Origin of the sequence: Bradyrhizobium tropiciagri, assembly GCF_018130505.1 — a bacterium.
GTDB classification, from domain to species: domain Bacteria; phylum Pseudomonadota; class Alphaproteobacteria; order Rhizobiales; family Xanthobacteraceae; genus Bradyrhizobium; species Bradyrhizobium tropiciagri_B.
This window is the reverse complement of sequence record NZ_JAFCKH010000003.1, coordinates 316092-340621: the sequence shown is the minus strand read 5'-3', so window position 1 is coordinate 340621 and position 24530 is coordinate 316092. Positions and strand designations below refer to the sequence as shown.

At 65.1% G+C, this 24530-nt stretch carries 19 protein-coding genes and 1 pseudogene; 5 read left to right on the top strand and 15 right to left on the bottom strand.

Features of this window, described 5'->3' with window-relative positions; translation table 11 throughout:
• The 8 genes from JQ633_RS09190 to JQ633_RS09155 form a co-directional block, all read right to left on the bottom strand.
• Complete coding sequence (locus tag JQ633_RS09190; protein ID WP_211984670.1) at window positions 1–1284, bottom strand: acetyl-CoA C-acetyltransferase; 1284 nt, start codon at window positions 1282–1284, stop codon at window positions 1–3.
• Entirely contained in the window at window positions 1284–3551 is a 2268-nt protein-coding gene (locus tag JQ633_RS09185) for an acyl-CoA dehydrogenase (RefSeq protein WP_211984669.1), read from the bottom strand. The genes JQ633_RS09190 and JQ633_RS09185 overlap by 1 nt, the downstream gene beginning before the upstream one ends.
• Window positions 3552–3770: 219 nt before the next feature.
• Window positions 3771–5000 carry an SMP-30/gluconolactonase/LRE family protein gene (locus tag JQ633_RS09180; protein ID WP_211984668.1) on the bottom strand — a complete coding sequence of 410 codons (1230 nt, stop codon included), beginning with the start codon at window positions 4998–5000 and terminating at the stop codon, window positions 3771–3773.
• 260 nt (window positions 5001–5260) lie between these two features.
• The gene (locus tag JQ633_RS09175) at window positions 5261–5884 is read right to left on the bottom strand and encodes a flavin reductase family protein (RefSeq protein ID WP_211984667.1); all 624 of its coding nucleotides are present in this window, start codon (window positions 5882–5884) and stop codon (window positions 5261–5263) included.
• Between the two features lie 161 nt (window positions 5885–6045).
• Complete coding sequence (locus JQ633_RS09170) at window positions 6046–6654, bottom strand: TetR/AcrR family transcriptional regulator (protein ID WP_211984666.1); 609 nt, start codon at window positions 6652–6654, stop codon at window positions 6046–6048.
• A gap of 21 nt (window positions 6655–6675) precedes the next feature.
• Window positions 6676–9816, bottom strand: a complete 3141-nt coding sequence (locus tag JQ633_RS09165) for an efflux RND transporter permease subunit (RefSeq protein WP_211984665.1) — start codon at window positions 9814–9816, stop codon at window positions 6676–6678.
• A 49-nt stretch (window positions 9817–9865) separates the two neighbouring features.
• Window positions 9866–10972 carry an efflux RND transporter periplasmic adaptor subunit gene (locus JQ633_RS09160; RefSeq protein ID WP_211984664.1) on the bottom strand — a complete coding sequence of 369 codons (1107 nt, stop codon included), beginning with the start codon at window positions 10970–10972 and terminating at the stop codon, window positions 9866–9868.
• 357 nt (window positions 10973–11329) lie between these two features.
• Window positions 11330–12655 (bottom strand): MFS transporter, encoded by a 1326-nt coding sequence (locus tag JQ633_RS09155; RefSeq protein WP_211984663.1) that lies wholly within the window; start codon window positions 12653–12655, stop codon window positions 11330–11332.
• A gap of 58 nt (window positions 12656–12713) precedes the next feature.
• Here JQ633_RS09155 and JQ633_RS09150 point away from each other — a divergent pair, with 58 nt between their 5' ends.
• Window positions 12714–13160, top strand: a complete 447-nt coding sequence (locus JQ633_RS09150; RefSeq protein ID WP_211984662.1) for a DUF2809 domain-containing protein — start codon at window positions 12714–12716, stop codon at window positions 13158–13160.
• Window positions 13161–13253: 93 nt separating this feature from the next.
• Here the strand turns inward: JQ633_RS09150 and JQ633_RS09145 are convergent, their stop codons facing one another.
• On the bottom strand, window positions 13254–14417 hold the full coding sequence (locus tag JQ633_RS09145; protein ID WP_211984661.1) for a DNA glycosylase AlkZ-like family protein: 1164 nt from the start codon (window positions 14415–14417) through the stop codon (window positions 13254–13256).
• Window positions 14418–14559: 142 nt separating this feature from the next.
• On the opposite strand from JQ633_RS09145, the gene JQ633_RS09140 reads away from it, so the two are divergent.
• A complete protein-coding gene (locus JQ633_RS09140) occupies window positions 14560–15192 on the top strand; it encodes an OmpA family protein (RefSeq protein WP_211984660.1) in 633 nt (210 codons plus the stop codon).
• A 212-nt stretch (window positions 15193–15404) separates the two neighbouring features.
• On the opposite strand, the gene JQ633_RS09135 is transcribed toward JQ633_RS09140, so the two are convergent.
• Complete coding sequence (locus tag JQ633_RS09135) at window positions 15405–16679, bottom strand: phospholipid carrier-dependent glycosyltransferase (protein WP_249159165.1); 1275 nt, start codon at window positions 16677–16679, stop codon at window positions 15405–15407.
• Between the two features lie 267 nt (window positions 16680–16946).
• On the opposite strand from JQ633_RS09135, the gene JQ633_RS09130 reads away from it, so the two are divergent.
• Window positions 16947–17654, top strand: coding sequence for a FecR family protein (locus JQ633_RS09130; RefSeq protein WP_211984658.1), 708 nt, complete (start codon window positions 16947–16949; stop codon window positions 17652–17654).
• Between the two features lie 353 nt (window positions 17655–18007).
• Window positions 18008–19027: pseudogene (locus JQ633_RS09125) on the top strand (hypothetical protein); the annotation flags it as partial.
• A 122-nt stretch (window positions 19028–19149) separates the two neighbouring features.
• Here JQ633_RS09125 and JQ633_RS09120 read toward each other — a convergent pair.
• From JQ633_RS09120 to JQ633_RS09110, 3 genes are all read right to left on the bottom strand, one after another.
• Window positions 19150–19638 (bottom strand): VOC family protein, encoded by a 489-nt coding sequence (locus JQ633_RS09120; protein WP_211984955.1) that lies wholly within the window; start codon window positions 19636–19638, stop codon window positions 19150–19152.
• A 31-nt stretch (window positions 19639–19669) separates the two neighbouring features.
• On the bottom strand, window positions 19670–20107 hold the full coding sequence (locus JQ633_RS09115) for a VOC family protein (RefSeq protein WP_211984657.1): 438 nt from the start codon (window positions 20105–20107) through the stop codon (window positions 19670–19672).
• Between the two features lie 104 nt (window positions 20108–20211).
• Window positions 20212–21225, bottom strand: coding sequence for an alpha/beta hydrolase (locus JQ633_RS09110; protein WP_211984656.1), 1014 nt, complete (start codon window positions 21223–21225; stop codon window positions 20212–20214).
• A gap of 216 nt (window positions 21226–21441) precedes the next feature.
• On the opposite strand from JQ633_RS09110, the gene JQ633_RS09105 reads away from it, so the two are divergent.
• Window positions 21442–22968 (top strand): amidohydrolase family protein, encoded by a 1527-nt coding sequence (locus JQ633_RS09105; protein WP_211984655.1) that lies wholly within the window; start codon window positions 21442–21444, stop codon window positions 22966–22968.
• 128 nt (window positions 22969–23096) lie between these two features.
• On the opposite strand, the gene JQ633_RS09100 is transcribed toward JQ633_RS09105, so the two are convergent.
• Entirely contained in the window at window positions 23097–23834 is a 738-nt protein-coding gene (locus JQ633_RS09100; RefSeq protein ID WP_211984654.1) for an enoyl-CoA hydratase/isomerase family protein, read from the bottom strand.
• Between the two features lie 126 nt (window positions 23835–23960).
• The gene (locus tag JQ633_RS09095; RefSeq protein ID WP_211984653.1) at window positions 23961–24497 is read right to left on the bottom strand and encodes a cupin domain-containing protein; all 537 of its coding nucleotides are present in this window, start codon (window positions 24495–24497) and stop codon (window positions 23961–23963) included.
• Between the last annotated feature and the right edge of the window lie 33 nt (window positions 24498–24530).

Below are 24530 nucleotides of genomic sequence, written 5' to 3'. Positions count from 1 at the left end.
TCACACCGTCTCTATCAACATCGCGCCACCCAGCCCGCCACCGATGCATTCGGTGGCGACGCCGCGCCTGGTGCCGAGCCGCTTCATCGCATTGACGAGGTGCAGCACGATGCGGTTGCCGCTGGTGCCGACGGGATGGCCGAGGCTGATCGCGCCGCCGTCGACGTTGAGCCTGCTGCGGTCGATCTCGCCGGCCGCGCCGTCAAGGCCGAGAATTTCGCGGCAGAACTTGTCGTCATTCCAGGCCGCGAGGCAGCCGAGCACCTGTGTGGCAAAGGCCTCGTTCAGCTCCCAGGTCTCGACATCCTGCAACGTCAGTCCGTTGCGCTTCAGCAGCGCGCTGGCCGACAGCACCGGGCCGAGGCCCATGATCGAGGGATCGAGCGCCGACCACTGGCTGTCGAGGATGACGGCCTTCGGCGTCAGCCCGTGCTTGGCCACCGCATTTTCCGAGGCGAGGATCACCCAGGACGCGCCATCGGTGATCTGCGAGGAATTGCCGGCGGTGACCTGGCCCCATGGCCGCTCGAACACCGGCTTCAGCTTCGACAACGTCTCCGGAGACGAGTCCGGGCGGACGCCGTCGTCATGGTCGTAGAACCTGCCGTCGCGGGAGAACGCGGTCTCGACCTCGCCCTTGAGAAACCCCTGCTTCTGCGCATTCGCCAGCCGCTGGTGGCTCTCGACAGCGTAGGCGTCGGATTGCGCGCGGGTGATGCCGAAGAGATGGCCGACCTTCTCGGCGGTCTGGCCCATGTTGAGCTCGGTGATCGGATCGGTCAGCCCGCGCTCGAGGCCGATGATCGGCTTGAAGTAGCTTGGCCTCACCTTCAGCGCGGCAGCGATTTTGGCCGCTAACCCCTTGGCCCCGGCGAAGCCGGCAAACCAGCGCACGCCTGAATTGGGCCAGACCAGCGGCGCGTGGCTCAACGCCTCGGCGCCACCGGCGAGGATTAGATCAGAGCTCCCTTCGCGGATGTAATGGTAGGCGGTGTCGATCGACTGCATGCCGGAGCCGCAATTGATCTGCACCGTGAACGCGACCATCTGCTCGCCCATGCCGAGCCGCAGCGCCGCGACGCGCGCCGGGTTCATCTCGTCGGCGATCACGTTGACGCAACCGAGGATCACCTGATCGAAGGCAGTGGGCGCGAAGGGCTGCCGCGCCAGCAGCGGCCGGCCGCATTGCACGGCGAGATCGACCGGCGTGAACGGCCCGGGACCGGAGCGCGCCTTCAGGAACGGCGTCCGGCTGCCGTCGACGATAAAGACTGGTCGCGCCATCAGCTCGCCGCCCTCTGCTCACCAAGCTCCTGGAAGAACTGATGCACGTCGGCGGATTTCTTGTAAATCGGTGACAGCGCCTCGGGCGCAAAATCATCGACCTCGATGACTTTTGTGACAGCTTCGTGAGCGGCGGCGAGCCTTGCGCCATCGCTCTCGGTGATGACGCCCTTCTTGACCGCCTCCTTCCAGTCATGCATGTGCGCCGCGCGCATTTGCTTCGCGGCATCCTCGGCCTCATGCACGAGACGGAAGGCTTTCTCCAGCCGCGCGATGCCGCCGTCGTCGTCGACGAACGCGAGATCAGGCGTCAGGCGCTCGCGCGCCGCCGAGGGCGACAGCACGAGCTGCGCGCATTGATGCACGACGCGGTCCGACGGACCCGTCACGCGCGCGCCAAACGGCTGGATCAGGAATTTCAGGATCACCGCGACGAAGCGGTTCGGCAGATTGGCGAAGATCTCCGCAAAACGGTTCTCGATGGTCTTGAAGCCGGACGCCATGCACCATTCGAGCGCGGGAAGATCGTCCTTCTGCCGGCCCTCGTCCTGCCAGCGCTTCAGCGCCGCGGACAGCAGATACAGCTCGGAGAGGATGTCGCCGAACCGTGCGGACAGCATCTCCTTCCGCTTCAGCGCGCCGCCGAGGGTGAGCAGCGCCATGTCGGCGCTCAGCGCAAAGGCCGAAGAGTAGCGCGAGAGCTGGCGGTAATATTCCGTCGCCTCGCCGGCATCGGGTGCCGGCGCGAACAGGCCGAAGGTCCAGCTGCGGCCCCAGGCACGGAACATGGTCGCAAAGCTGTGGCCGACATGCTTCCAGAACGCGGTGTCGAATGCGGCGAGGCCCTTGTCGCGGTCGGCCTCGCCGAGCGCGTTCATCTCCTGCAACAGGTAAGGGTGCGCGCGAATCGCGCCCTGCCCGAACACGATCAGATTGCGGGTCAGGATGTTCGCGCCCTCGACCGTGATGCCGACCGGCACCGAGCGGTAGAGGTTGCCGAGATAGTTCTGCGGCCCGTCGATCACGGCCTTGCCGCCATGGATGTCCATCGCGTCATCGATCGCGATCCGCATCCGCTCGGTGGCGTGCAGCTTCATGATGCCGGAGATGACGGCGGGATGATGTCCCTCGTTCAGCGCGGCGCAGGTCAGCCGCCGCGCGGCATCGAGCAGATAGGCGGTGCCGGCGATGCGCGCGAGCGGCTCCTCGATGCCCTCGAACTTCGAGATCGAGATGCCGAACTGCTCGCGGATGCGGGCATAGGCGCCGGTGGTGCGCGCGGCATAGGCGGCGCCGGCGGCCGACAGCGACGGCAGCGAGATGCCGCGGCCGGCGGCGAGCGCGGTCATCAGCATCTTCCAGCCCTGCCCGAGCCGCTCCTGGCCGCCGATGATGTAGTCGAGCGGGATGAAGACGTCGCGGCCCCAGTTCGGGCCGTTCTGGAACACCTGCATCGCCGGCAGATGGCGGTGGCCGATCGAGACGCCGGGCAGATGCGTCGGGATCAGCGCGACGGTGATGCCCAGCTCTTCTTCGCTGCCGACCAGATGATCGGGATCATAGGCCTTGAAGGCGAGGCCGAGCAGCGTCGCGACGGGCCCAAGCGTGATGTAGCGCTTGTGCCAGTTCAGCTTCAGCCCGATGACTTCGCGGCCCTCGAAAGTGCCCTTGCAGATGATGCCGGTGTCGACCATCGAGGCGGCGTCCGAGCCGGCCTCCGGGCTGGTCAGGCCGAAGCAGGGAATGTCACGGCCGTCGGCGAGGCGCGGCAGCCATCGCTCCTGCTGCTCCCTGGTGCCGAAGCGCATCAACAATTCGCCCGGTCCGAGCGAGTTCGGCACCATCACGGTGACGGCCGCGGTCAGCGAGCGCGAGGAGATTTTCCGCACCACTTCGGAATGCGCATAAGGCGAGAAGCCGAGGCCGCCGAATTCCTTCGGAATGATCATGCCGAAGAACTTGTGGCGCTTGACGAAGTCCCAGACCTCGGGCGGCAGGTCGCGCCATTCCCAGTTGATCTTCCACTCGTCGAGCATCCTGCAGAGTTCATCGACCGGGCCGTGCAGGAAGGCGTTTTCTTCGTCGGTCAGCTTGGCCGGCGCGTAGGCCAGAAACTTCGGCCAGTCCGGATTGCCGGTGAAGAGATCGGCGTCCCACCAGACGTCGCCCGCCTCCAGCGCCTCGCGCTCGGTGTCCGACATCGTCGGCAGCACGCCACGCGCCCAGGAGAAGATCGGTTTTGTAATACGGTCGCGGCGGAAGCTCATGGCGGATCCTCATGAAACGGCGGCGCGGATGGGATGATCTTATCGGAAAGTGCCGGTCACCGGTGAACACTTCGCCTTGCAAATAAAGCGAAATTGACGCGGCAAACGCGCCGTTTGTTAACGGCGCGCCCTGTGTTCAGTTCCGAAAGCTGAGGTGCGACAATGAGGTAGCCGGGGGATGACGCCGGCGGGTCGCGCCGGCGCCAAAAGCGCCGGAGGTCAGCCCGGCCCCGCGCCCTGCGTCGCGGTATAGACCGCATACAGCGACTGGCTTGCGGCCATGAACAGGCGGTTGCGCTTGGGGCCGCCGAAGGTGATGTTGCCGCAGACCTCCGGCAGGCGGATGCGGCCGAGCAGCTTGCCCTCGGGCGACCACACCGTCACGCCGCTGTAGCCGACCGCGCGGCCGGCATTGCTCGAGCACCAGACGTTGCCGTTGACGTCGCAGCGGATGCCGTCCGGTCCGCACTTCACGCCGTCGATCGTGAAATCGCTGAAGCGCTTGCCGTTCGAGAGCTTGTTGTCGGTACCGACATCGAACACGAAGACGTCACCCTTGCCGCCCGGCCCGGTGTCGCCCGGCCCCTTGCCGGTCGAGACCACATAGAGCTTCTTGTAATCGGGCGAGAAGCAGAGGCCGTTCGGATCCGGCACCTGGTCCTCGGTCACGACGAGATCGACGCGGCCGGAGGGATCGATACGGTAGCAGTTGGTCGGCAGCTCGCGCTTGCCCGGCGTGAAGCCGGCCGGCTGGCCGATCCGCGGATTGAGCTTGCCGGCCGCGTTGCTCGGGCCGCCCGCGACGTCGGGCTCGCCCTCATAGAGCTGGCCGCCATAGGGCGGATCGGTGAACCAGTAGCTGCCGTCGGGATGCGCGGCGATATCGTTCGGCGAGTTCAGCTTCTTGCCGTCGTATGAATCGGCGAGCACGGTCGCGGTGCCGTCATGCTCGTAGCGCGTCACGCGGCGGGTGAGATGCTCGCAGGACAACTGGCGGCCCTGAAAGTCGAACGAGTTGCCGTTCGAATAATTCGACGGCGTGCGGAACACGCTGACATGGCCGTCATCTTCCGACCATCGCATCTGCCGGTTGTTCGGAATGTCGCTCCACAGCAGATAGCGGCCCTGCGAGCTCCAGGCCGGGCCTTCGGCCCACAGCAGACCGGTATAGAGGCGCTTGATCGAGGTGTTCGGCTGCGCGAGGTCGTTGAAGGACGGATCGACCGCGATGACGTCGGGGTCCCAGAAATAGGTGGTCGGCGCGCCGCGGGGGCTGAAGTCGCGCGGCGGCGTGGTGATGGTGGTTGGTGGCCCGACCGGCGTAGCGTTTTGAGCCAGTGCGCCGCCGATGCCTGTCGTGGTGGCGGCCGCCGCCCCCATCGCGAGGCCCTGCACAAGCGTTCGTCGGGAAACCGCGGCTGTTGGATCGCGCCGCTCTTCGCGTGTCATCGCATCCTCCCACTATGTTCGCCGGCCGTTGATCCGGCCTGGCAGTGGAAGGTTAGACCGCTCCCGGCAAGGTTGCGAGTGACGGTTTGATGGTGGGTGCCTTCAACCTCGGCCCGCTTGCGGGGAAAGGTCGGATCGCATCGAAGATGCGATCCGGGTGAGGGGGTACAGGTCTCACCACGTTCGCAACTCGCGGAAGCAGCCCCTCACCCTAACCTCTCCCCGCAAGAGCGGGGCGAGGGAGACGATGGAGCGGAGCCCTAGTCCGGGCGGATCATCTCGAACATGTTTTCCGGCTTGATCTCGAAATAATCCCCGCGCCGGCCGGCGCGGACGATCGGGTGCGTGAGCGCGGTCTGGTAGACGCCGTCCTTGATGAAGGCCTTGTCGATATGCACGGCGACGACTTCGCCGAGCGTCAGCCAGGCTTCGGCCTTCTTGCCGTCGGCACCCTGCAGCTGGACGATCTGGCTGACCTTGCACTCGAACGACACCGGGCTCTCGGCGACGCGCGGCACGTTGACGAGCTTGCCGGGCACGGCCGTCAGCCCCGCCAGCTTGAACTCGTCGACATCGCGCGCGACATGCGCCGCGGTCGCGTTCATGTGCTTGGCCAGATCCATCGTCGCCAGATTCCAGACGAACTCGCCGGTCTCCTGGATGTTGGCGACGCTGTCCTTCCAGTTGGTCGAGGAGAAGCCGATGATCGGCGGCACGTAGCAGAACGCGTTGAAGAAGCTGTAGGGCGCGAGGTTGACGTTGCCCTTGGGGTCGCGCGAGGAGATCCACCCGATCGGGCGCGGCGCGACGATGGCGTTGAACGGGTCGTGCTTGAGGCCGTGGCCGTTCTTCGGCTCGTAGAAATGCAGGTCTTTCGCGGTCACAGGGGCCCCTCCACGTAGCCCGGATGGAGCGCAGCGCAATCCGGGACGGTCTCGCAAGCGGATCAATAGCCCGGATTACGCTGCGCTCCGATCCGGGCTACAGCGTCGATTTGCCTGCAATTACGGGAGAGTCAACTGACGAAAACGTCAGTACTGCCAGCTCAATTCACCCGGCCGCGCGGCGACAGGCCGGCGATGACGAAATCGATCATCTCGTCGATGGTCGGGCCCGGCTTGGTCGCGCATTGCGCGATCATCTGCGGGTGGAAGAAGCGCATCATCGCGGTGCAGGCGCACAGTGAGGCAAGCTGCAGGTCCTTGATCTCGAACTCGCCGGAGGCCGCGCCGTTGGCGATCACCTCGCCGATGACGCGCGCGATCATCTCCATGTGAGCGACGCAGACGTCCCAGTCCTCCTGCATCGCGATCTCGACCATCTCGTGCATCTTGTTGTCACCGACATAGCGTTCGGTATTCATGCGGTTGACGGTCGTCATCACTTCGCGCAGGCGGACCACCGCCGGGCCGGGCGTTCGCGCGATCCGCTGTGCCTCGAGCTCGACCTCGCCCATCAGCCGGCGCGCCACGCCTTCGTGGATCGACTTCTTCGAATCGAAGAAGCGGTACACGTTGGCGGGGCTCATCCGCAGTTCCTTGGCGATGTCGGCCACCGTGGTCTTGAGGTAGCCGATCTGCCGGAACAGACGCTCCGCCACCACGAGAATCCGTTCGCGGGTGTCGGTTTCGCTATGTTCCGAGATGAGCGTCATGTTGGCCTACTCAATCTTCAATTATTCGGCCGCCTCGGCAAGCGGAATAGCGTGTTGCGCATTCCCGGCATGCTGCGGCGCAGTATGGATTTGCTCGCTGGGGCCGCTTTCATCCAGGGTCTTGCGGAACCAGAGGGCGTAAAGGCCCGGCAGATACAGCAAGGTCAGGAAAGTCGCAACAAACAATCCACCCATGATTGTGATTGCCATCGGGCCCCAGAACGCCGAGCGCGACAGCGGGATCATGGCCAGGATGGCGGCGAGTGCGGTCAGCACCACCGGCCGGGCACGCCGGACGGTGGCTTCCACGATCGCCTCGCGCCGGGTCAGGCCGCTCGCGACGTCGCTCTCGATCTGATCGACCAGGATCACCGCATTGCGCATGATCATGCCGGCCAGCGCGATCAGGCCGAGCAGCGCCACGAAGCCGAACGGCTGGTTGGCGATGTTGAGGCCGAGCGAGGCGCCGACGATGCCGAGCGGCGCGGTGAGGAACACCAGCAACAGGCGCGAGAAGCTTTGCAGCTGGATCATCAGCAGCGTCAGCATCACCATCACCATCAACGGGAAGAGGATGAAGATCGACGCATTGCCCTTGGCCGATTCCTCGAACGCGCCGCCCGGCTCAATGCGGTAGGCGGGTTCAAGATGAGCCTGGATGTCCTTCAGCTTCGGCGCGATCTGGTTGGTGACGTCGGGCGCCTGCACGCCGTCGACGACGTCGGAGCGCACGGTGATCGCCATGTCGCGGTTGCGCCGCCACAGGATCGGCTCCTCATGGGCATATTCGAGCTTGGCAATCTGCTGCAGCGGCACCGCCACGCCGTTGCGCGAGGTGATGGTGAGGTCGCCGACGCGGCCGAGATCGAGCCGCTCGGAAGGCACGGCGCGGGCAACCACGCCGACCTTCTCGATGCCGTCGCGGATCGTCGTCACCGGCGCGCCCGAGATCAGCATGGCCAGCGCCTGCGAGACGTCCTGCGGGGTCAGGCCGAGCGCACGCGCCCGATCCTGGTCGACGGCGAGCTTCAGGTACGGCGACTGCTCGTTCCAGTCGAGCTGGACGTCCTTGACGCTCGGATTCTGCCGCATCACGTCGCGCACCTGATAGGCGATGTCGCGCACCTTGTTGGGATCGGGGCCGATCACGCGGAACTGGACCGGGAAGCCGACCGGCGGGCCGAAATTGAAGCGGTCGACGCGGACCCGCGCCTCGTTCAGCGCGCCGTCGGCGGCGGCCTGCTCGATCTTCGCCTTGATGCGCTCGCGCGCCTCGACGTTCTTGGCGAGGATCACGATCTCGGCAAACGCCTCGTTCGGCAGTTGCGGATTGAGGCCGAGCCAGAACCGCGGCGAACCCTGCCCGACATAGGCGGTGTAGGTCGCAATGTCCTCGTCGCCCTTCAGGAGGCCCTCGGCCTTCTTCACGGCCTTCTCGGTGACGTTGAAGGCGGTGCCTTCCGGCAGGCGCAGCTGCAGGAACAGCTCGGGCCGCTCCGACAGCGGGAAGAACTGCTGCTGGACGTGGCCGAACGCGACGATCGAGGCGGCGAACACGCCGACGGTTGCCGCCACCACCTTGATGCGGTGGTTGACGCACCACTGCACGATGTTGCGCAGGCCGCGATACATCCGCGTCTCGTAGATCGCGTGCGGATCGTGGTTCTGGTGCACCTTGATGTTGGGCAAGAGCTTGACGCCGATATAGGGCGTGAAGATCACCGCGACGAACCATGACGCGACCAGCGCGATCGCCACGATCCAGAAAATGCCGCCGGCATATTCACCGACCGCCGAATTGGCGAAGCCGATCGGCAGGAAGCCCGCCGCGGTGACCAGCGTGCCGGTCAGCATCGGGAACGCGGTGGATTCCCAGGCAAAGGACGCCGCCTTGAAGCGGTCCCAGCCCTGCTCCATCTTCACCACCATCATCTCGACCGCGATGATGGCGTCGTCGACCAGCAGGCCGAGCGCGATGATCAGCGCGCCGAGGGTGATGCGGTGCAGGTCGAGCGACATCGCGTTCATCACGATGAAGACGATGCCGAGCACCAGCGGCACCGACAGCGCCACCACGATGCCGGTGCGCCAGCCGAGCGCGATGAAGGAGACGAACAGCACGATCGCCAGCGCCTCGACGAAGGAGTGCACGAACTCGCCGACGGCATGCTCGACCACCTTGGGCTGGTCGGCGATCTGCTTGATATCGACGCCCTGCGGCACCGCCTTGATGAAGTCGGCTGTGGCCTTCTCGACCTCCTTGCCGAGCTCGAGGATGTTGGCACCCTTGGCGGTGACGACGCCGACGCCGAGCGCCTGCTTGCCTTCCTGGCGCACGGTGAAGGTCGGCGGATCGACATAGCCATGGGAGACGGTCGCGATGTCGCCGAGCCGGAATACGCGGCCGTTGCTCTCGACCGGAGTCTCGGCCACCGCCTTGACGCCGTCGAGCGCGCCGGTGACGCGCAGCGGCACGCGCTGCGAGGAGGTCTCGACGGTGCCGGCCGGCGTCACGTTGTTCTGCTTGGCGAGCGAGTCGAACAGCGCCTGCGGCGTGATGCCTAGCGTCGCCAGCTTGGCGTGCGAGAACTCGACATAGATGCGCTCGTCCTGGATGCCGTAGAGGTCGACCTTGGTCACGCCCGGCACCTTCAAAAGGCGCTGGCGGAAGCCTTCGGCGACCTTCTTGAGCTGCGCGTAGTCGGCGCCGTCGCCGGTCATCATGTAGAGGATCGAATCGACGTCGGAGAATTCGTCGTTGACGACGGGACCGAGGATGCCCGCCGGCAGCTGGCCCTGCACGTCGACCAGCTTCTTGCGCAGGAGATAGAAGAGATAGGGCACGTCCTTCGGCGGCGTGGAGTCGCGGAAGGTGACCTGCATCGCCGTGAAGCCCGGCTTGGAATAGGTCTGCACCTTCTCGAAGAACGGCAGCTCCTGCAGCTTCTTCTCAATGGGATCAGCGACCTGCATCTGCATTTCCTGCGAGGTCGCGCCCGGCCACATCACCGAGACGTTCACCACCTTGACGGTGAAGAACGGGTCCTCGGCGCGGCCGAGCTTCTGGTAGGAGAAGAAGCCGGCGGCGCCGAGCACGATCATCAGGAACAGCACCAGCGTCGGATGGCTGACTGCCCAGGCCGAAAGGTTGAAGCGCTTCATGTCACTTCCTCAAGAAATCACAGAACCGTTTGCGCGATGATTGCGTGGATTAGAACGACAGCGAGGAGACGACCCGCACCTTCTGGCTCGGATCGAGCTTCTGCACGCCGAGCGCGACCACCTTGGCGCCCTCGTCGACACCGCCGGCGATGACGACGTTGTCGCTCTCATAGGCCTTCACCTTGACCGGCTTCAGCACGAGTTCGCCCTTGTCGTCGACGATGTAGAGCGAGGGATCGCCGCCCTGGCTGTACAGCGCCGACAGCGGCAGTTTCGCCACCCGCTCGCTTGCCTTGTCGGCCAGCGTCAGCGTCGCCGTCATGCCGAGCGAGACAGCGTCATCGGCGTCCGGCAGCGAGAACTTTGCGAGATAGGTGCGCGTCGCGGGATCGGCCTGCGGCGCGACCTCGCGCAGCTTGGCGGCATAGATCTTCTTGGCGTCGGACCACAGCGTGACCGTGGCTACGCCCGACCTGGCACGAGCGAGAAGCGTCTCGGGGATCGCGACGACAGCTTCCTTCTCGCCAAGTCGGGCGACACGGATCGAAGCCTGGCCCGCGGCAACCACCTGGCCGGGCTCGATCATGGTCGCGGTGACGACACCCCGGGTGTCGGCCACCAGCGTTGCGTAAGAGAGAGAATTTTTGGTCAGCTCGACCGAGCGCTCGGCGCGGTTCAGCCGGGCGCGGGCTTCGTCGCCCGCGGCCTTGGCGGAATCGAGCGCGGCGTCCGTGGTCCAGCCCTTGACCTTCAGATCCTTGGCGCGCTGCTCGGCTGCGGCGGCCTGCGCCAGCACGCCGGTGGCGGCGCGGAACTCGGCCTCCGCCTGCTCGGCCTGCAGCTTCAGGTCGACCTCATCGAGGGTGGCCAAGGGCTGGTCGACGTCGACTGTCTGTCCGACCTCGACCAGCCGCTTGGCCACCTTGCCGGCAACCCGAAAGCCCATATCGGCTTCGATCCGGGGCTTGATCGTGCCGACAAAACTGCGCTCAGGGGTTTCGGCTTCGTAATGGACGGTCGCCACCAGCACGGGGCGTCCGGGATCAGCCTTTTCGGCCGCCTTTTCGTTGCAGCCGGTCAGTGCGAACACCGCGAATGCCAGCGACGCTCCCGTCAAGAGCCTGTAATAGCTCGAGAAAATGGAACGGACGAACATCTGATTTCTCCATCGGGCTGACGACTGATGACTGATGAAGAGTATCGATTTATCACTGATGAATGTCAATATTCGTCAGTAAACACCAATTCGTGAGGCCGGGGTGATTAACCCTTGGTTCATCATGTCACCGATCGAGGGAGGTGCCGTAGCCCGGATGGAGCGCAGCGTAATCCGGGACTTTGCATCCGCGGCAAGACTTTCCCGGATTGCGCTTCGCTCCATCCGGGCTACGCAGCGGAGTGTGTGGCGGGACCGTAGGATGGGTGAAGCGCAGCGATACCCATCCTCTCACGGCGCGGCACGAAACGATGGGTTTCGCTGCGCTCTACCCATCCTACGCGGCGGTGCGTGCGGCTACTTCGCCCCGGCGAACTCGGTCTTGGTCTCGTGGCCGCCGAGGAAGACCAGGAGGCCCGCGACCAGCGGCAGCAGCGACAGCACCAGGAGGCCCGTCGACGTGCTGCCGGTCGTCTCCTTGATCCAGCCGACCAGATAAGGCCCGAGGAAACCGGCGAGGTTGCCGATCGAGTTGATCAGCGCGATGGCGCCGGCGGCGGCGGTGCCGGACAGCCAGGCGGTCGGCAGCGTCCAGAACACCGCGAAGCAGCAGAACACGCCGATCGCCGCGATCGTCAGCACGATCATGGTCACGGTCGGATCGCCGATATAGCTGGAGACGCCGAGCGCCAGCGCGGTCAGCAGCAGCGGCGCGCCGACATGGAAGACGCGCTCGCGCGTCGCATCCGAATGGCGCGCCCACAGGATCATCGCGATGGTGCCGAACGCATAGGGGATCGCGGTGACGAAGCCGGTCTGCGCATTGGTGAGGCCGAACGCCTTGACGATCGTCGGCAGCCAGAACTGCATGCCGTAGAGCGCGCCGACGAACCCGAAATAGATCGCGCTCAGCGCCAGTACCTTCGGTGAGGTCAGCGCCTCGCCGAGCGAGAAATGCTTCACCGCCTGCTTGGCCGCGATCTCGGCGTCGAGCTTGGCCTTCAGCCACGCCTTCTGCTCGGCCGAGAGCCAGTCGGCCTTCTCCGGCTTGTCGGTCAGATAGAACCAGGTGACGATGCCGAGCAGCACCGAGGGAATGCCCTCGATGATGAACAACCACTGCCAGCCGTGCAGCCCCATGATGCCGTCAAGCCCGAGCAGGAGGCCCGAGATCGGCGCGCCAATCGCGGTCGAGATCGGCACCGCGAGCGCGAAGGCGGCGAGGAAGCGCGCGCGGTATTCGGCCGGATACCAGTAGGTGAGATAGAGGATGATGCCGGGGAAGAAGCCGGCCTCGGCGACGCCGAGCAGGAAGCGCAGCACGTAGAAGCTGGTCTCGCCCGAGACTGTCGCCATCAGCGCCGAGATGATGCCCCAGGTCACCATGATGCGGGCGATCCACTTGCTGGCGCCGAACTTCTCCAGCGCCAGATTGCTCGGCACCTCGAAGATGAAATAGCCGATGAAGAAGATGCCGGCGCCGACCGAGAACACCACCGGCGAGAACTTCAGCTCCGCGTTCATGGTGAGCGCGGCGAAGCTGAGATTGACGCGGTCGAGATAGGAGAAGAAGTAGGCCAGGACCAGGAACGGGATCAGCCGCCACGAGATGGCGCGGATCGTCGACGTCTCGATCTCGCTGCGGACGGCGCCGTCCGGCGCGATGGTTGCGGTCTGGCTCATTGGTTTCCCCCGGGCTATTGCTTGGCTTGAGGATTATTGGGTAGCCCCGCATTGAGCAATGGCAAAAACTCATAGCACGCAGCGCTCCTCTGCAGCGCCGAGCGCAACCGGGCGCGCCCTGCTCTGCCTTGCCGTTATCGCCTGCGGACTGGCGCTGCGGCGCTTCGGCTTCCCGCTCGGGCTGCCGGCTTTCGCGGTGAAATATGGCGGCTCGCTGCTGTGGGGAACGATGGTGTTCTTCCTGGTCGCACTGCTGCTGCCCCGCCGTCCCCGGCGGCAGGTGGCGCTGATCGCGCTGGGGATCGCGATCCTCGTCGAGCTGTTCCGCCTGGTTCACACCCCCTGGCTCGATGCCTTCCGCCTCACCACCGCGGGCGCGCTGTTGCTCGGGCGGATTTTTTCGCTGTGGAACATGGTGGCGTATGCCGCCGGCATTGTGCTGGCGGTGGCCATCGACCGGCTGGCCACATCATTGAGAAGAGATGGCCGTGCGTCAGTGCCGTAGCCCGGATGAAGCGCAGCGAAATCCGGGGTTCTCTCCGCGGCAAGACTTTCCCGGATTGCGCTTCGCTCCATCCGGGCTACGGAAGATCGCGCTTCACTCCGCCAGCTGAAACCGCTCGAACCGTTCCAGTTCCTCCTCGATGCGGCGCTTCAACTCCTTGCGGACGGCCTGCTTCTTGCCGTTGCCGACCCAGGTCCATTTCTGCATCAGCAGTTTCCTGTTCTGCCGGTCGGTCTTCAGGTCGAGGGCCGCGACGATGTCGTCGCCGACCAGGACCGGCAGCGCGAAATAGCCGAACACCCGCTTCTCCTTCGGCACATAGGCCTCGAACCGATGGCCGTAGCCGAAGAACAGTTCGGTGCGCTTGCGCTGGATGATCAGGGGATCGAACGGCGACAGGATGTGGACCAAGCCGGGATCAGCAGCGCCGGCCGGCTCCAGCACCTCGGGCCGGCCCCAATGCTCCTGCTTGCCGGCGCCCTCGAGCGCGAGCGGGACCAGTTCCTTGCGGCGGACGCGCGCGTCGATCAGGCGGCGCACCGCCTTCTTGCTCGGCGCATCGAGATGGCAGATCGAATCGAGGCTGACGATGCCCTGCGAACGCAGTGCACGGTCGAGCAGATAGGCGATCTGCGCCGACCCTGATGCGGGCTTCGGCGGCTTCTCCCAGCCGAAATGCCGCATCATCAGCTCATAGGTCTTGAGCATGCCGTTGCGCTCGCTGACCGTAGCGACGCCGCCATAGAAGGCGAGCTGCAGCGCGCGCTTGGACGGCTTGCGGCTCTGCCAGAGATGCTCCTTCTCGGTCAGCACGTCGTCGTCGATGTCGCGGATGGTGAGCGGGCCGGCGCGCAGCAGCCGCATCACCTTGCGGGTGTCCGCCGGCGTCACCGATGCGTACCACTGGTGGCCGTCGCGCTTGTGCGCCCGCATCGCCGGCAGGAAGAAGCCGATGTCCTTGGACGGTATGTAGGACAGCGCATGCGTCCAGTACTCGAACACGCTCTTGTCGGTGCTCTGCGCCTGCCTGAGATCGGCGCGGCGGTAGTCCGGAATGCGGCTGAACAGGATGTGGTGATGGCAGCGCTCGATCACGTTGATGGTGTCGATCTGCACATAGCCGAGATGGTCGACCGCCGCCGCCACCGCTTCGGCTCCCTCCCCGAACGGCGCCCTGGTGTCGAGCCGCTGCGCGCGCAGCCAGATGCGGCGGGCGGCGGCGTTGTTCAACGGAAGGGGTTCGGTGGCGCGGGGCATTTGCCCGCTAATGTAGTGAGATTCGCTGGCAATTCCCAACGTGACGTAAATCACATCCCTGGCTTTGAACCGGTCCTAGTGTCCGTGCATCCAAAGGACAGCAAGCCAGCCAGGCTGGCGTCTCAGTCGAGGACCTTAGACCATGACCCGCTCTCTCTCCGTGTCTCTCATGACGATCGGCGCCGCGTTGTCGATGACGGCGGGCCTTGCACTGGCCGGCAGCGACACGGTCTCTTCCGACCAGATCCTCAATGCCCTGAAGCCGAAATCGGCAACCCGCGGCCTGTCCGCCGGCGCGGCAATCGACCCGGCCGTCACTGACAAGGAAGCGACTATTCTCAACAAGGTGCGGAACCGGCAAACCCGTTCGCTGTCGTTAGGCGAACGCCAGGAGATCGCCGAGATCGCCGCCAACAAGCCGAAGATCGATCTGGAGATCCACTTCGACTACAACTCGGCCAACATCAGCAAGGGCTCGACCCAGGCGGTGCAGGAACTCGGCAAGGCGCTGTCCGACGCCGGCCTGAAGGGCTCGACCTTCGTGCTCGCCGGACACACCGACGCGGTCGGCGGCGAGAGCTATAACCAGGATCTGTCGGAGCGCCGCGCCGACACCATCAAGAAATTCCTGGTCGATCAGTACGGCCTGAACGGCTCCGATCTCGTCACCGTCGGCTACGGCAAGACCAAGCCGAAGGATGCCAACGCGCCATTCGACCCGGCCAACCGCCGCGTGCAGGTCGTGAATATGGAAACCAAGACCGCGGCGCAGTAACGTCCGCCCCTTCGATCCGCCTGTCGCATCGGCAGGCGGATCACGCGCGTCTCAGAGGCTGTGAATCTTTACGACCCGTCATCCTGAGGCGCGAGCTCTTGCGAGCCTCGAAGGATGAATCGACCCGACTGTAGCCGTCGATCCTTCGAGGCTCGCTCCGCTCGCACCTCAGGATGACGGGTCTTATGTTCTCGCGAAAGATTCACAAGCTCTTAGATCCAGCCCGGAAACAGCATCAGCCGGCTGAACGTCGCCATCGACGTGCCGATCGCGGCGACCGTGACCGGCAGCATCGCGACGAAGCCGGCGCATCCGATCGCGACAAAGGCCCACAGCAGCCAGCGCGGCGCGCGCTCGCGCGTCAGCGCATAGACCAGCACGAAGCTCGCCGTGGTCGCCGCCGGCAGATAATAATAGATGAAGCCGAGCGTGCGCGGCAGCAGCGCCCATGCGAGATACGGGCCGAGATAGAACGCCAGCACCAGGAACGCATCGCGCCGGCGCGCGACGATCCAGTCGCGCAGCGCGACGGCGAGCGCCAGCAGCGCCGGCCACAGGATCAGCGGATTGCCGAGAAACACGATCGCCGCGATACGGTCGCCGCCGGTCTTGTCGAACAGATACCAGACCGGCCGCGCCAGCAGCGGCCATGACGGCCATGAGCTCATATAGGTGTGGCCGGCAATCGCGGTCGTGGTGTTGTCGGCGAAGATGCGGCGCTGCGCCTCAACGAGGCCGGACAGCGAGACGCCGTACAGCGGCAAGAACGTCGCGAGATAGACCAGCGCCGGAAGCAGCACGAAGCAGGCGATGAAATGATAGCTGCGGAAATCCGGCCACAGCTCCGGCGCGTACCAGTCTTCGCTATTCGCATCGGCGAAGCGCGTCCGCCAGCCCTGCATCAGCCGGATCACGACAACCACCGCGATGCAGGTCGCGAGCACGAACAGCCCGCTCCATTTGCAGGCGGCCGACAGGCCACAGGCGAGCCCGGCCAGCGCGAAGGCGAGGTGCGGCCGCCGCTGCCTGAAGCCGTGGCTGAAGGCCGCGATCGCGAACAGGCTGAAGGCCAGCGCGAAAATATCCAGCATCGCGATCCGCGACTGCACGAACAGCATCTGGTTGAAGAACGCCAGCAGCGTCGCCGCGATCGCCCGGCCCTGCGCGGCGAACAGCGCCAGCGCGCCGAGATAGACGCCGACCAGCGCCAGCGCACCGAACAGCGCGGCGGGATAGCGCCAGCCCAGAGGGTTGTCGCCGAACGCCTTGATCGAGAGCGCGATGATCTCCTTGGCCAGCGGCGGATGCATCGGATTGAGCATTGGCTCCGGCATCACCGGCAGCAGCATCTGCCGTGCCGCCGGCACGTAATGCACCTCGTCGAAATACAGCTTGTCGGGCACGGTGATCCCGAGCAGCAGCACGACATGCGCGACGGCGAAGATGATCGCCGCGACGATCGCCGTGCGCACGGCGGGACGGAGCAGAACGGCATGTGAATTGGATGCGGTGGTCACGGAGTGCGCGTGCTGCAACGGGAACCGGTGTGAGCGAAGTGTGAGCTGCGCGGCCCCTGTCGCATGCAACCTGCGCGTTCAGTGTGATCGAGCCTCACTTTCATCTTCACCGCTTGAACGTATTCGAATCCAACGACACCAATCATCCAGACAACTCGGCACAGTTTGTGACAAATATACAATATCAGACCTGTGCGCGATCCGGTACGATGATCGGGTAAGTCGATCGGTTTTGAAATGCATTCGCGGCACGGCTTTCCTTCAATCCTTGCGCTTGGTGTTCTGGCCGCGCTGACGGCAGGTCCGGCTGCAGCGCAGACGCGCGTCGGCGAAGCGGCCGTCGTCAAGAACGAGGTCGTCCGCATCGCGGCGTCGACCACACCAATCAATGTCGGCGATGCCGTGCTGCGCGACGAGACGGTGCGCACCGGCGCCGACAGTGCCGCCCGGCTGGTGATGATCGACAGCACCAACCTCTCGCTCGGCGCCAACGCCTCGATCAAGCTCGACCGCACCGTGTTCGACGACGAGCATCATTACCGCGACGTGGCGATCCGCCTGACGACGGGCGCGTTCCGCTTCGTCACCGGCAATTCCAACAAGGCCGCCTACAAGATCACGACGCCGCTTGCGACGATCGGCGTTCGCGGTACCATCCTCGACATCCTGTCGCAGCGCGGCCGGACCATTGTGGTGCTGCAGGAGGGCGCCTCGACCGTCTGCACCACGAGCCGGCAGTGCATCGACCTGACTCAGCCCGGCGACACTGCGATCATTACCGCGAGCGGCGGCCGGACCACGATCCAGAAGACCAACAATCCGCCGTGGACGTTTGCCGCGACCTGCAGCCAGGCCGCCGGCCTCTGTACGGTCACGCAATATGCGGACGCATCGCCGGTGACGCCGCCGGTCGATGACCCCGACGGCATGCTGTGCGGGCGGTGAGCATGGCGACACGCGCCAGCCGTCCGATCCTGTCGACCGCGATCCTCGCGGCGTCGGCGTGGATATTGCTGCAAGCCGGCGCGTCGCCCGCGACGGCGGCGAGCACCGCCTTTTGTGAGGGACTTTGCCCTTCACCATCGCCGAGCCCTTCACCTTCGCCAAGCCCGTCACCTTCGCCGAGCCCATCGCCCTCGCCGTCCGCATCGCCGACGCCGAACGCAGTGAGCAGCCCTACGCCTACGCCTACGCCTACGCCGACACCCACGCCTACACCGACACCCACGGTGACACCGAGCCCGACTCCAACGCCTTCGGCGACGCCTACGCCCACGCCGACTCCAACACCCACACCGACTCCAACCCCCACGCCGACACCGACATCGACACCGACACCGACACCGACACCGACACCGACACCGACACCGACACCGACACCGACACCGACACCGACACCGACACCGACCACAACGCCGATCACCGGCGCGCCGTCAAGCGGCAGCTCGATCAACGGCCTCGCCGACCAGCGCTTCAACCAGATGATCACCAACCGGGTGCTCGGCACGGTGCTGCTCGGCGTCAACGAGCAGGTCAATTGCAACGACTGCATCAGCGCGTTCGGCTCGGCCGGTTCGTTCTCGGCCGGCATCCACGGCCGCAAGACCATCACGCCGAACCTGTCGCTGCTCGCCGGCATCGCCTATGCGCAGTACAGCGAGGGCGGCTACAGCGTCACCAGCGCGCCGATCGGCGCCTTCGCGCTGCGCTACGACTTCGTCGACTGGGGCCCGTCGCGGCCGTTCTTCGACATCGGCACCGTCCTCTCGCCGTCGCAAAAGGTGAGCTACTCCCGCAATTATGTGACGAGCCTCGGCCCGGTCTCGGTGACCGGCGATACGTCAAGCGCGAATTACAGCGTCTACGGGCGCGCCGGCTGGATCAGCCGGCTGTCGGCGCGCGACGAGGTCGCGGCCTCGGTCGAGGTCTGGCAGCTATGGCAGCGGGTCAGCGGCTACCGCGACTCCGCGGTGGCATTCAATCCGTTCGATGCCTCGATCGCCGACGGCACCGATCGCACCAGCCTCGTCAAGATCGGCGGCCAGTGGACGCATCTGTTCGGCTCCAGCCTCGAGGCCAACATCAATGGCGGCTGGGTGCAATCCTTCGCCACCCATTCCGGCATCGTCGCCACGGTCACCGGCGACGGCACCATCGTGCCGACGATCGGCAACCAGGGCTGGTTCGAATATGGCGGCCGGCTCGGCTTCCGCATCAGCAAGGGCTGGATCGCCGATCTCTTCGTCAACGGCACTGCCGGCCCGCAGCCGGTCGGCAACACCGTTCACGGCGGCATCGGGCTGCGGATCAATTATTAAGGACACTGTCATGCCCCGCTTCAAGCGGGGCATCCAGTACGCCGCGACTTCTCGATTGAAAACAAACGTCTCTGGAATACTGGATCGCCCGGTCAGGCCGGGCGATGACAGTAGAGTGTCGGCTACGCCGCTGCCTTGCCTTCATACGCCCTACGCAGGGCTTCGATATCGAGCTTGACCATGCCGAGCATCGCCTGCATCGCGCGGCCGGCGCCGGCCACATCGGGTCCGCCGATATAGTCGCGGATCGCCGACGGCACGATCTGCCACGGCACGCCGAAACGGTCGCGCAGCCAGCCGCACTGCTCTTCCTTGCCGCCACCAGCGAGCAAGGCGTCCCAGAGGCGGTCGACCTCGGCCTGATCGGTGCAGTCGATCGAGAACGACGCCGCATAGGAATAGTCCATCTTGGTGCCGCCGTTCAGCGCGATAAAACTCTGGCCGGCGAGCGTGAAGTAGACCACCAGCACCGAGCCGGCCTTGCCGGCCGGGCAATCGACGATGTTCTTCTGAACCGTCTCGATCCTGGAATCGGGCAGCAGCGAAACATAGAGGTTCGCGGCCTCCTCGGCGTCGCCGTCGTACCACAGGCAGGGAGACACTTTCGAGATCATGTAACTCTCCGTGTGTCGGTGCGCGCGATCAGGCGTTGGCCGCGGCGGACTGCGCCTTGGTGAAGGCCTCGACATCCATCCACATCACTTCCCAGATGTGACCATCGAGATCCTCGAAGCTGCGGCCATACATGAAGCCGTAATCCTGCTTCGCGGACGGATCGGCGCTGCCGCCGGCGTTCTTGGCCTTGTTCACGGTGTCGTCTACGGACTCGCGGCTGTCGGCGGAAAGGCAGATCAGCACCTCGCTCGTCGTCCTGGCATCGGCGATGGTCTTCGGCGTGAATTGCCGGAACTTGTCGTGGGTCAGCAGCATGACGTGGATGGTCTCGGAGATCACCATGCCGGAGGCGGTCTCGTCGGAGAATTGCGGATTCTTCGTTGCGCCGATTGCCTCATAGAACGCGGTGGCGCGGGCGAGATTGGAGACCGGCAGGTTGACGAAGATCATCTTGGCTTTGGACATGCGAAGAGTGCTCCTTTGGCGTGGTTGTGCCCCAAGGACGATGCCAGAGACAGCCTCCCGACATTCGATTTCAGAATATTTCTTGCGACGTCCTGCCGCAGGGCTCAGGTCACGATCGGGGCCGGCATGGTCAGGAACGCCCGCGTCACGTGCCAGAACAGCTCGCGGTTGGTGGCGAGCGCTACCGAATGCGCGGTACCGGGCAGGATGATGAACTGGCGGTCGCCGTTCGGCAGCTTGTTGTAGAACTCCTCGAGGTCGGGGACGGCGGCGATGCCGTCATGTTCGCCGCGCACCAGCAGCACCGGCGCGAGCACCTTCTCCGGATGCACCACCGGCAGATTGGCGGTCATGTCGAGATAGGTGCCGGTCGGGATCTGGTCGCCGAACTGCATCTCGACATCGGCGAGCGCCTCCATCACCGCCGGGTCCGACGTGCCCGGCTTGTCGCGGGTTGCGATCGAACGGATCATGTCGCGGTCGCGCTTGCGCATGTTGTGGCTGCGGTAATAGGCAAGCTGCTCGGCGCGCTTTGCCAATGTCGGCGAACCCTCGCCCTTGTAGGTGAAGGCGGCGAACACCAGCCGGTCGATCCGCTCGGGGGCCGCCATCGCATAGGCGCCGGCGCGCAACGCGCCGGAGGATTCGCCGACGAAGTGATACTTCGTCTGACCGGTCTCGCGGGCGATCACCTCGACCGCGGCCTTCAGATCTTCCACACCACTGGCGATATCCGCATTGCCCGAGGTGCGGCCGGACTTGCCGTAGTTCTCGTGATCCATCGTCCAGCAATCGAAGCCGAAGCGCGCGAACGCATTCAGCAGGGAATATTCGCCCTTGCCCGGCACCGTGAGATCGAACACCCGCGACGTCACCGACGAGCCGTGCACGAAGAACACGACGGGCCGCGCCGGCTCGCCCGGCTTCGGCGCGCCAATCCGCTTGCGGAACATCCACAGCGGGATGTCGCCCTTCTTCGCCCAGTATTCGCTGCTCCAGATTTCGCCCTCGGCAGGAACCGCCGTCGCCGCCTGCGCCGGCGCCGCGCCGAGTGCGGCCGCCGCTGCAACGCCCATGCCCTTGATGACGGCGCGGCGCGATTGGTCGGAGTGCTTCATGGCTGCCTCCCCTTCGGATTCTTCGTCCGGTCCGGTTCGATCGAGCATAACAGCGCAATGGCCTGACTGCGCGACGGGTGCATCTCGCGACGCGAAATCGGCCGCACGATTTTGTGAACGTCGGCGCCGGCGATCGGCGCGGACGACGGATGGCGTTGCGCCTAGTCTGCCGCGGCAATCCGACCGGAAACATCCGGCGAGACGCGGGAGCGAAGAATGAGCAGCAACCTCACCGAAGAAGAACTTGCCGCCTTGATGCCCTCCGAACTGTGCCGGCACCAGACCCCGATCCCGACCCAGATCGTCGCCAGTGACGAATTCTATCCCGACCCGCAGAACGAACGGCAGCGCGAGGTCGAGGCGCGGCTGCTCGCGATGGCCGACGATCTCGGCGGCAAGCAGGGGCTCGACCGCCGCAAATTCTTCCAGACCGCGGCCGGCATGGCCGCCTCCTTCGTCGCGATGAACCAGGTCTACGGCTCGCTGTTCGACGTCACGCCGGCCGAGGCCGCGACGCCGGCGATGGCGCAGGAGCGCGCCAACGGCCTCAAGGACCAGTTCATCATGGACATGCACACGCATTTCCTGCGCGACGACACCCGCATCATGGGCTTTGTGGAAATGCGCAAGGCGGTCGGCAAGGCCGGCTGGAACAAGCAGCTCAGCGACCACGAGCAGACCATCGAGGACCTCAAGTTCAACAACTACAAGAAGGAGATGTTTCTCGATTCCGACACCAAGATCTCGCTGATCTCCTCGGCGCCGTCGGACATCGAGCAGGACTGGTTCCTGACCAACGAGCAGATGGCCGACGCGCGCAAGAAGATCAACGACGAGGCTGGCTCCCGGCGCGTGTTCTGCCACGCGATCTTCACGCCGGGCCAGCCGGGCTGGCTCGACAAGCTCGACGCCGCGCTCGCTTTGAAGCCGGAATCCTGCAAGGGCTACACGATCGGCGACAACACCCACAAGGAGATCAGCCGCTACCCGTGGCGGCTCGATGACGAGAACGTCGCCTACAAGGGCTATGAGAAGATGGTGAAGGCGGGCATCAAGAATGTCTGCGTCCACAAGGGCCTGTTCCCGCCCGGAATCGAGAAGCAGTATCCGAACCTGCGCGGCTACGCCGACGTCGCCGATGTCGGCAAGGCCGCCAAGGACTGGCCGCAGCTCAACTTCATCATCTACCACTCGGCCTATCGCCATGTCGGCGGCGATCCCCGCGTCGCGCTCGCCGAGTTCGAGCGCACCGGCCGCATCGCCTGGACCAGCGACCTCGCCGATATCCCGGCGCAATACGGCGTCAACAATGTCTATGGCGATGTCGGGCAATTGTTCGCGACGACGCTGGTCGCCGAGCCGAATGTCTGCGCCGCGCTGATGGGCACGCTGATCAAGGGGCTCGGCGTCGACCACGTCTGCTGGGGCACCGACGCGCTGTGGACCGGCGCGCCGCAATGGCAGATCGAGGGCCTGCGGCGGCTCGAGATCCCCGAGGTGATGCAGAAGAAGTTCGGCTACGCCCCGCTCGGCCCCGCCGATGGACCGGTCAAGACCGCGATCTTCGGCGACAACAACGCGCGGCTCTACGACATCCAGCCGAAGCGCGCGATGCTGGAGCTGAAGGGCGACCGTTTTGCGATGATGAAGGCGCAGTACGAGAAGGCCGGCGCCGAGCCCTCGAACACGCGCTACGGCTACGTGGTGCCGAACGGCAGCATTGATCACGGCGTGTTTGCGTAGCCGCCAAACGTCATTCCGGGGCTCGCGGAGCGAGAACCCTCAGGTGCGCGATTGCGCACCGAGAATCCTGAGATTGTAGCGCGAGATTCCGGGTTCGACGCTTTCGCGTCGCCCCGGAATGACGGCCGTCACTTCCCCGTGAACTTCGGCGCGCGCCTCTCGCCGAACGCCTTCGCGCCTTCCTTCAGATCGTCGCTGTCCTTGATCGCATCGAGCATCCGGCGGACTTCAGCGACCGTTTCCAGCGGTCCCTTCGGCATCGCGTCGCGGGCAAGCTTCTTCAGCGTCTGCACCACCAGCGGCGCGTTGCCGGCGATCCTCGCCGCCATCTCCTGCGCCACCACGACGTGCTGGCCGGGCGGCGTGATGTGGTTGACGAAACCGATCTGGTAGGCGCGCTCGACCGAGAGCTCCTCGCCGACCAGGAGGAATTCCATCGCAATCTTGTGCGGCATGCGCGCCAGCACCGAGGAAACTCCGCCGCCGGTGGTCCCGATCTTGGCCTCCGGATAGACGAACCGCGTCGTCTCCGACGCAATGCAGATGTCGGCCATCTGCACGAGAACAAAACCGCCGCCGACCACCCAGCCGGAGGTCGCGGCAATCACCGGCTTGTCGAGCTCGACGCCGAGGCCGGGCACCGCCTGCCACATATTGGCGGGAAAATCCCTGACGTCGGCGCCGACGCAGAAATACTTTTCCTCGGCCGAGGCCAGCACCGCGACGCGATCGTCGCTGTCACGAAACCGCCGCCAGACCGCCTGCAGCTCGTCGCATAACGCGTTGTTGAGCGCGTTATGCGAGGCCGTTCGCTCCATCGTGATGGTCGCGACGTGGCCTGTGCTCTCGTAGCGGACGAGTGTCATGCTGGCCTCCCCTGAAACGAACGTCCAACGACTCGTCATTGCGAGCGAAGCGAAGCAATCCATCTCTCGTCACGGGAAACTATGGATTGCTTCGTCGCTGCGCTCCTCGCAATGACGTGGTGAGAGCTATTTGTTCTCGTCCGGATGCCGGTGCACCGGATCAATCCACAGCACCGTCTCCGGCTTCTCCACCGGCTCGATGTCGAGATTGATCGCGACCGCCTCGCCGTCGGAGCGCACCAGCACGCATTCCAGCACCTCGTCGCGGCTGGCGTTGATCTCCTGGTGCGGCACGTAGGGCGGCACGAAGATGAAATCGCCGGGGCCGGCCTCGGCGGTGAACTGCAGCTTTTCGCCCCAGCGCATCCGCGCCTTGCCCTTCACGACATAGATGATGCTCTCGAGATGGCCGTGGTGATGCGCGCCGGTCTTGGCGTCTGGCTTGATGTTGACGGTGCCCGCCCACAATTTCTGCGCGCCGACGCGGGCGAAAGTGATCGCGGCCTTGCGGTCCATGCCTGATGTCGACGGCACGTTCGGATCGAGCTGGTTGCCGGGAATCACGCGGACGCCATCATGCTTCCAGCGCTCCTCGTCGTGATCATGATGATGGTGGTCGTGGGAATGGGTGTGCGAATGGGTGTTATCTTGGGAACCGCTCATCGTTCTTGCTTTCGCGCATTTGGTTTCGTCCGC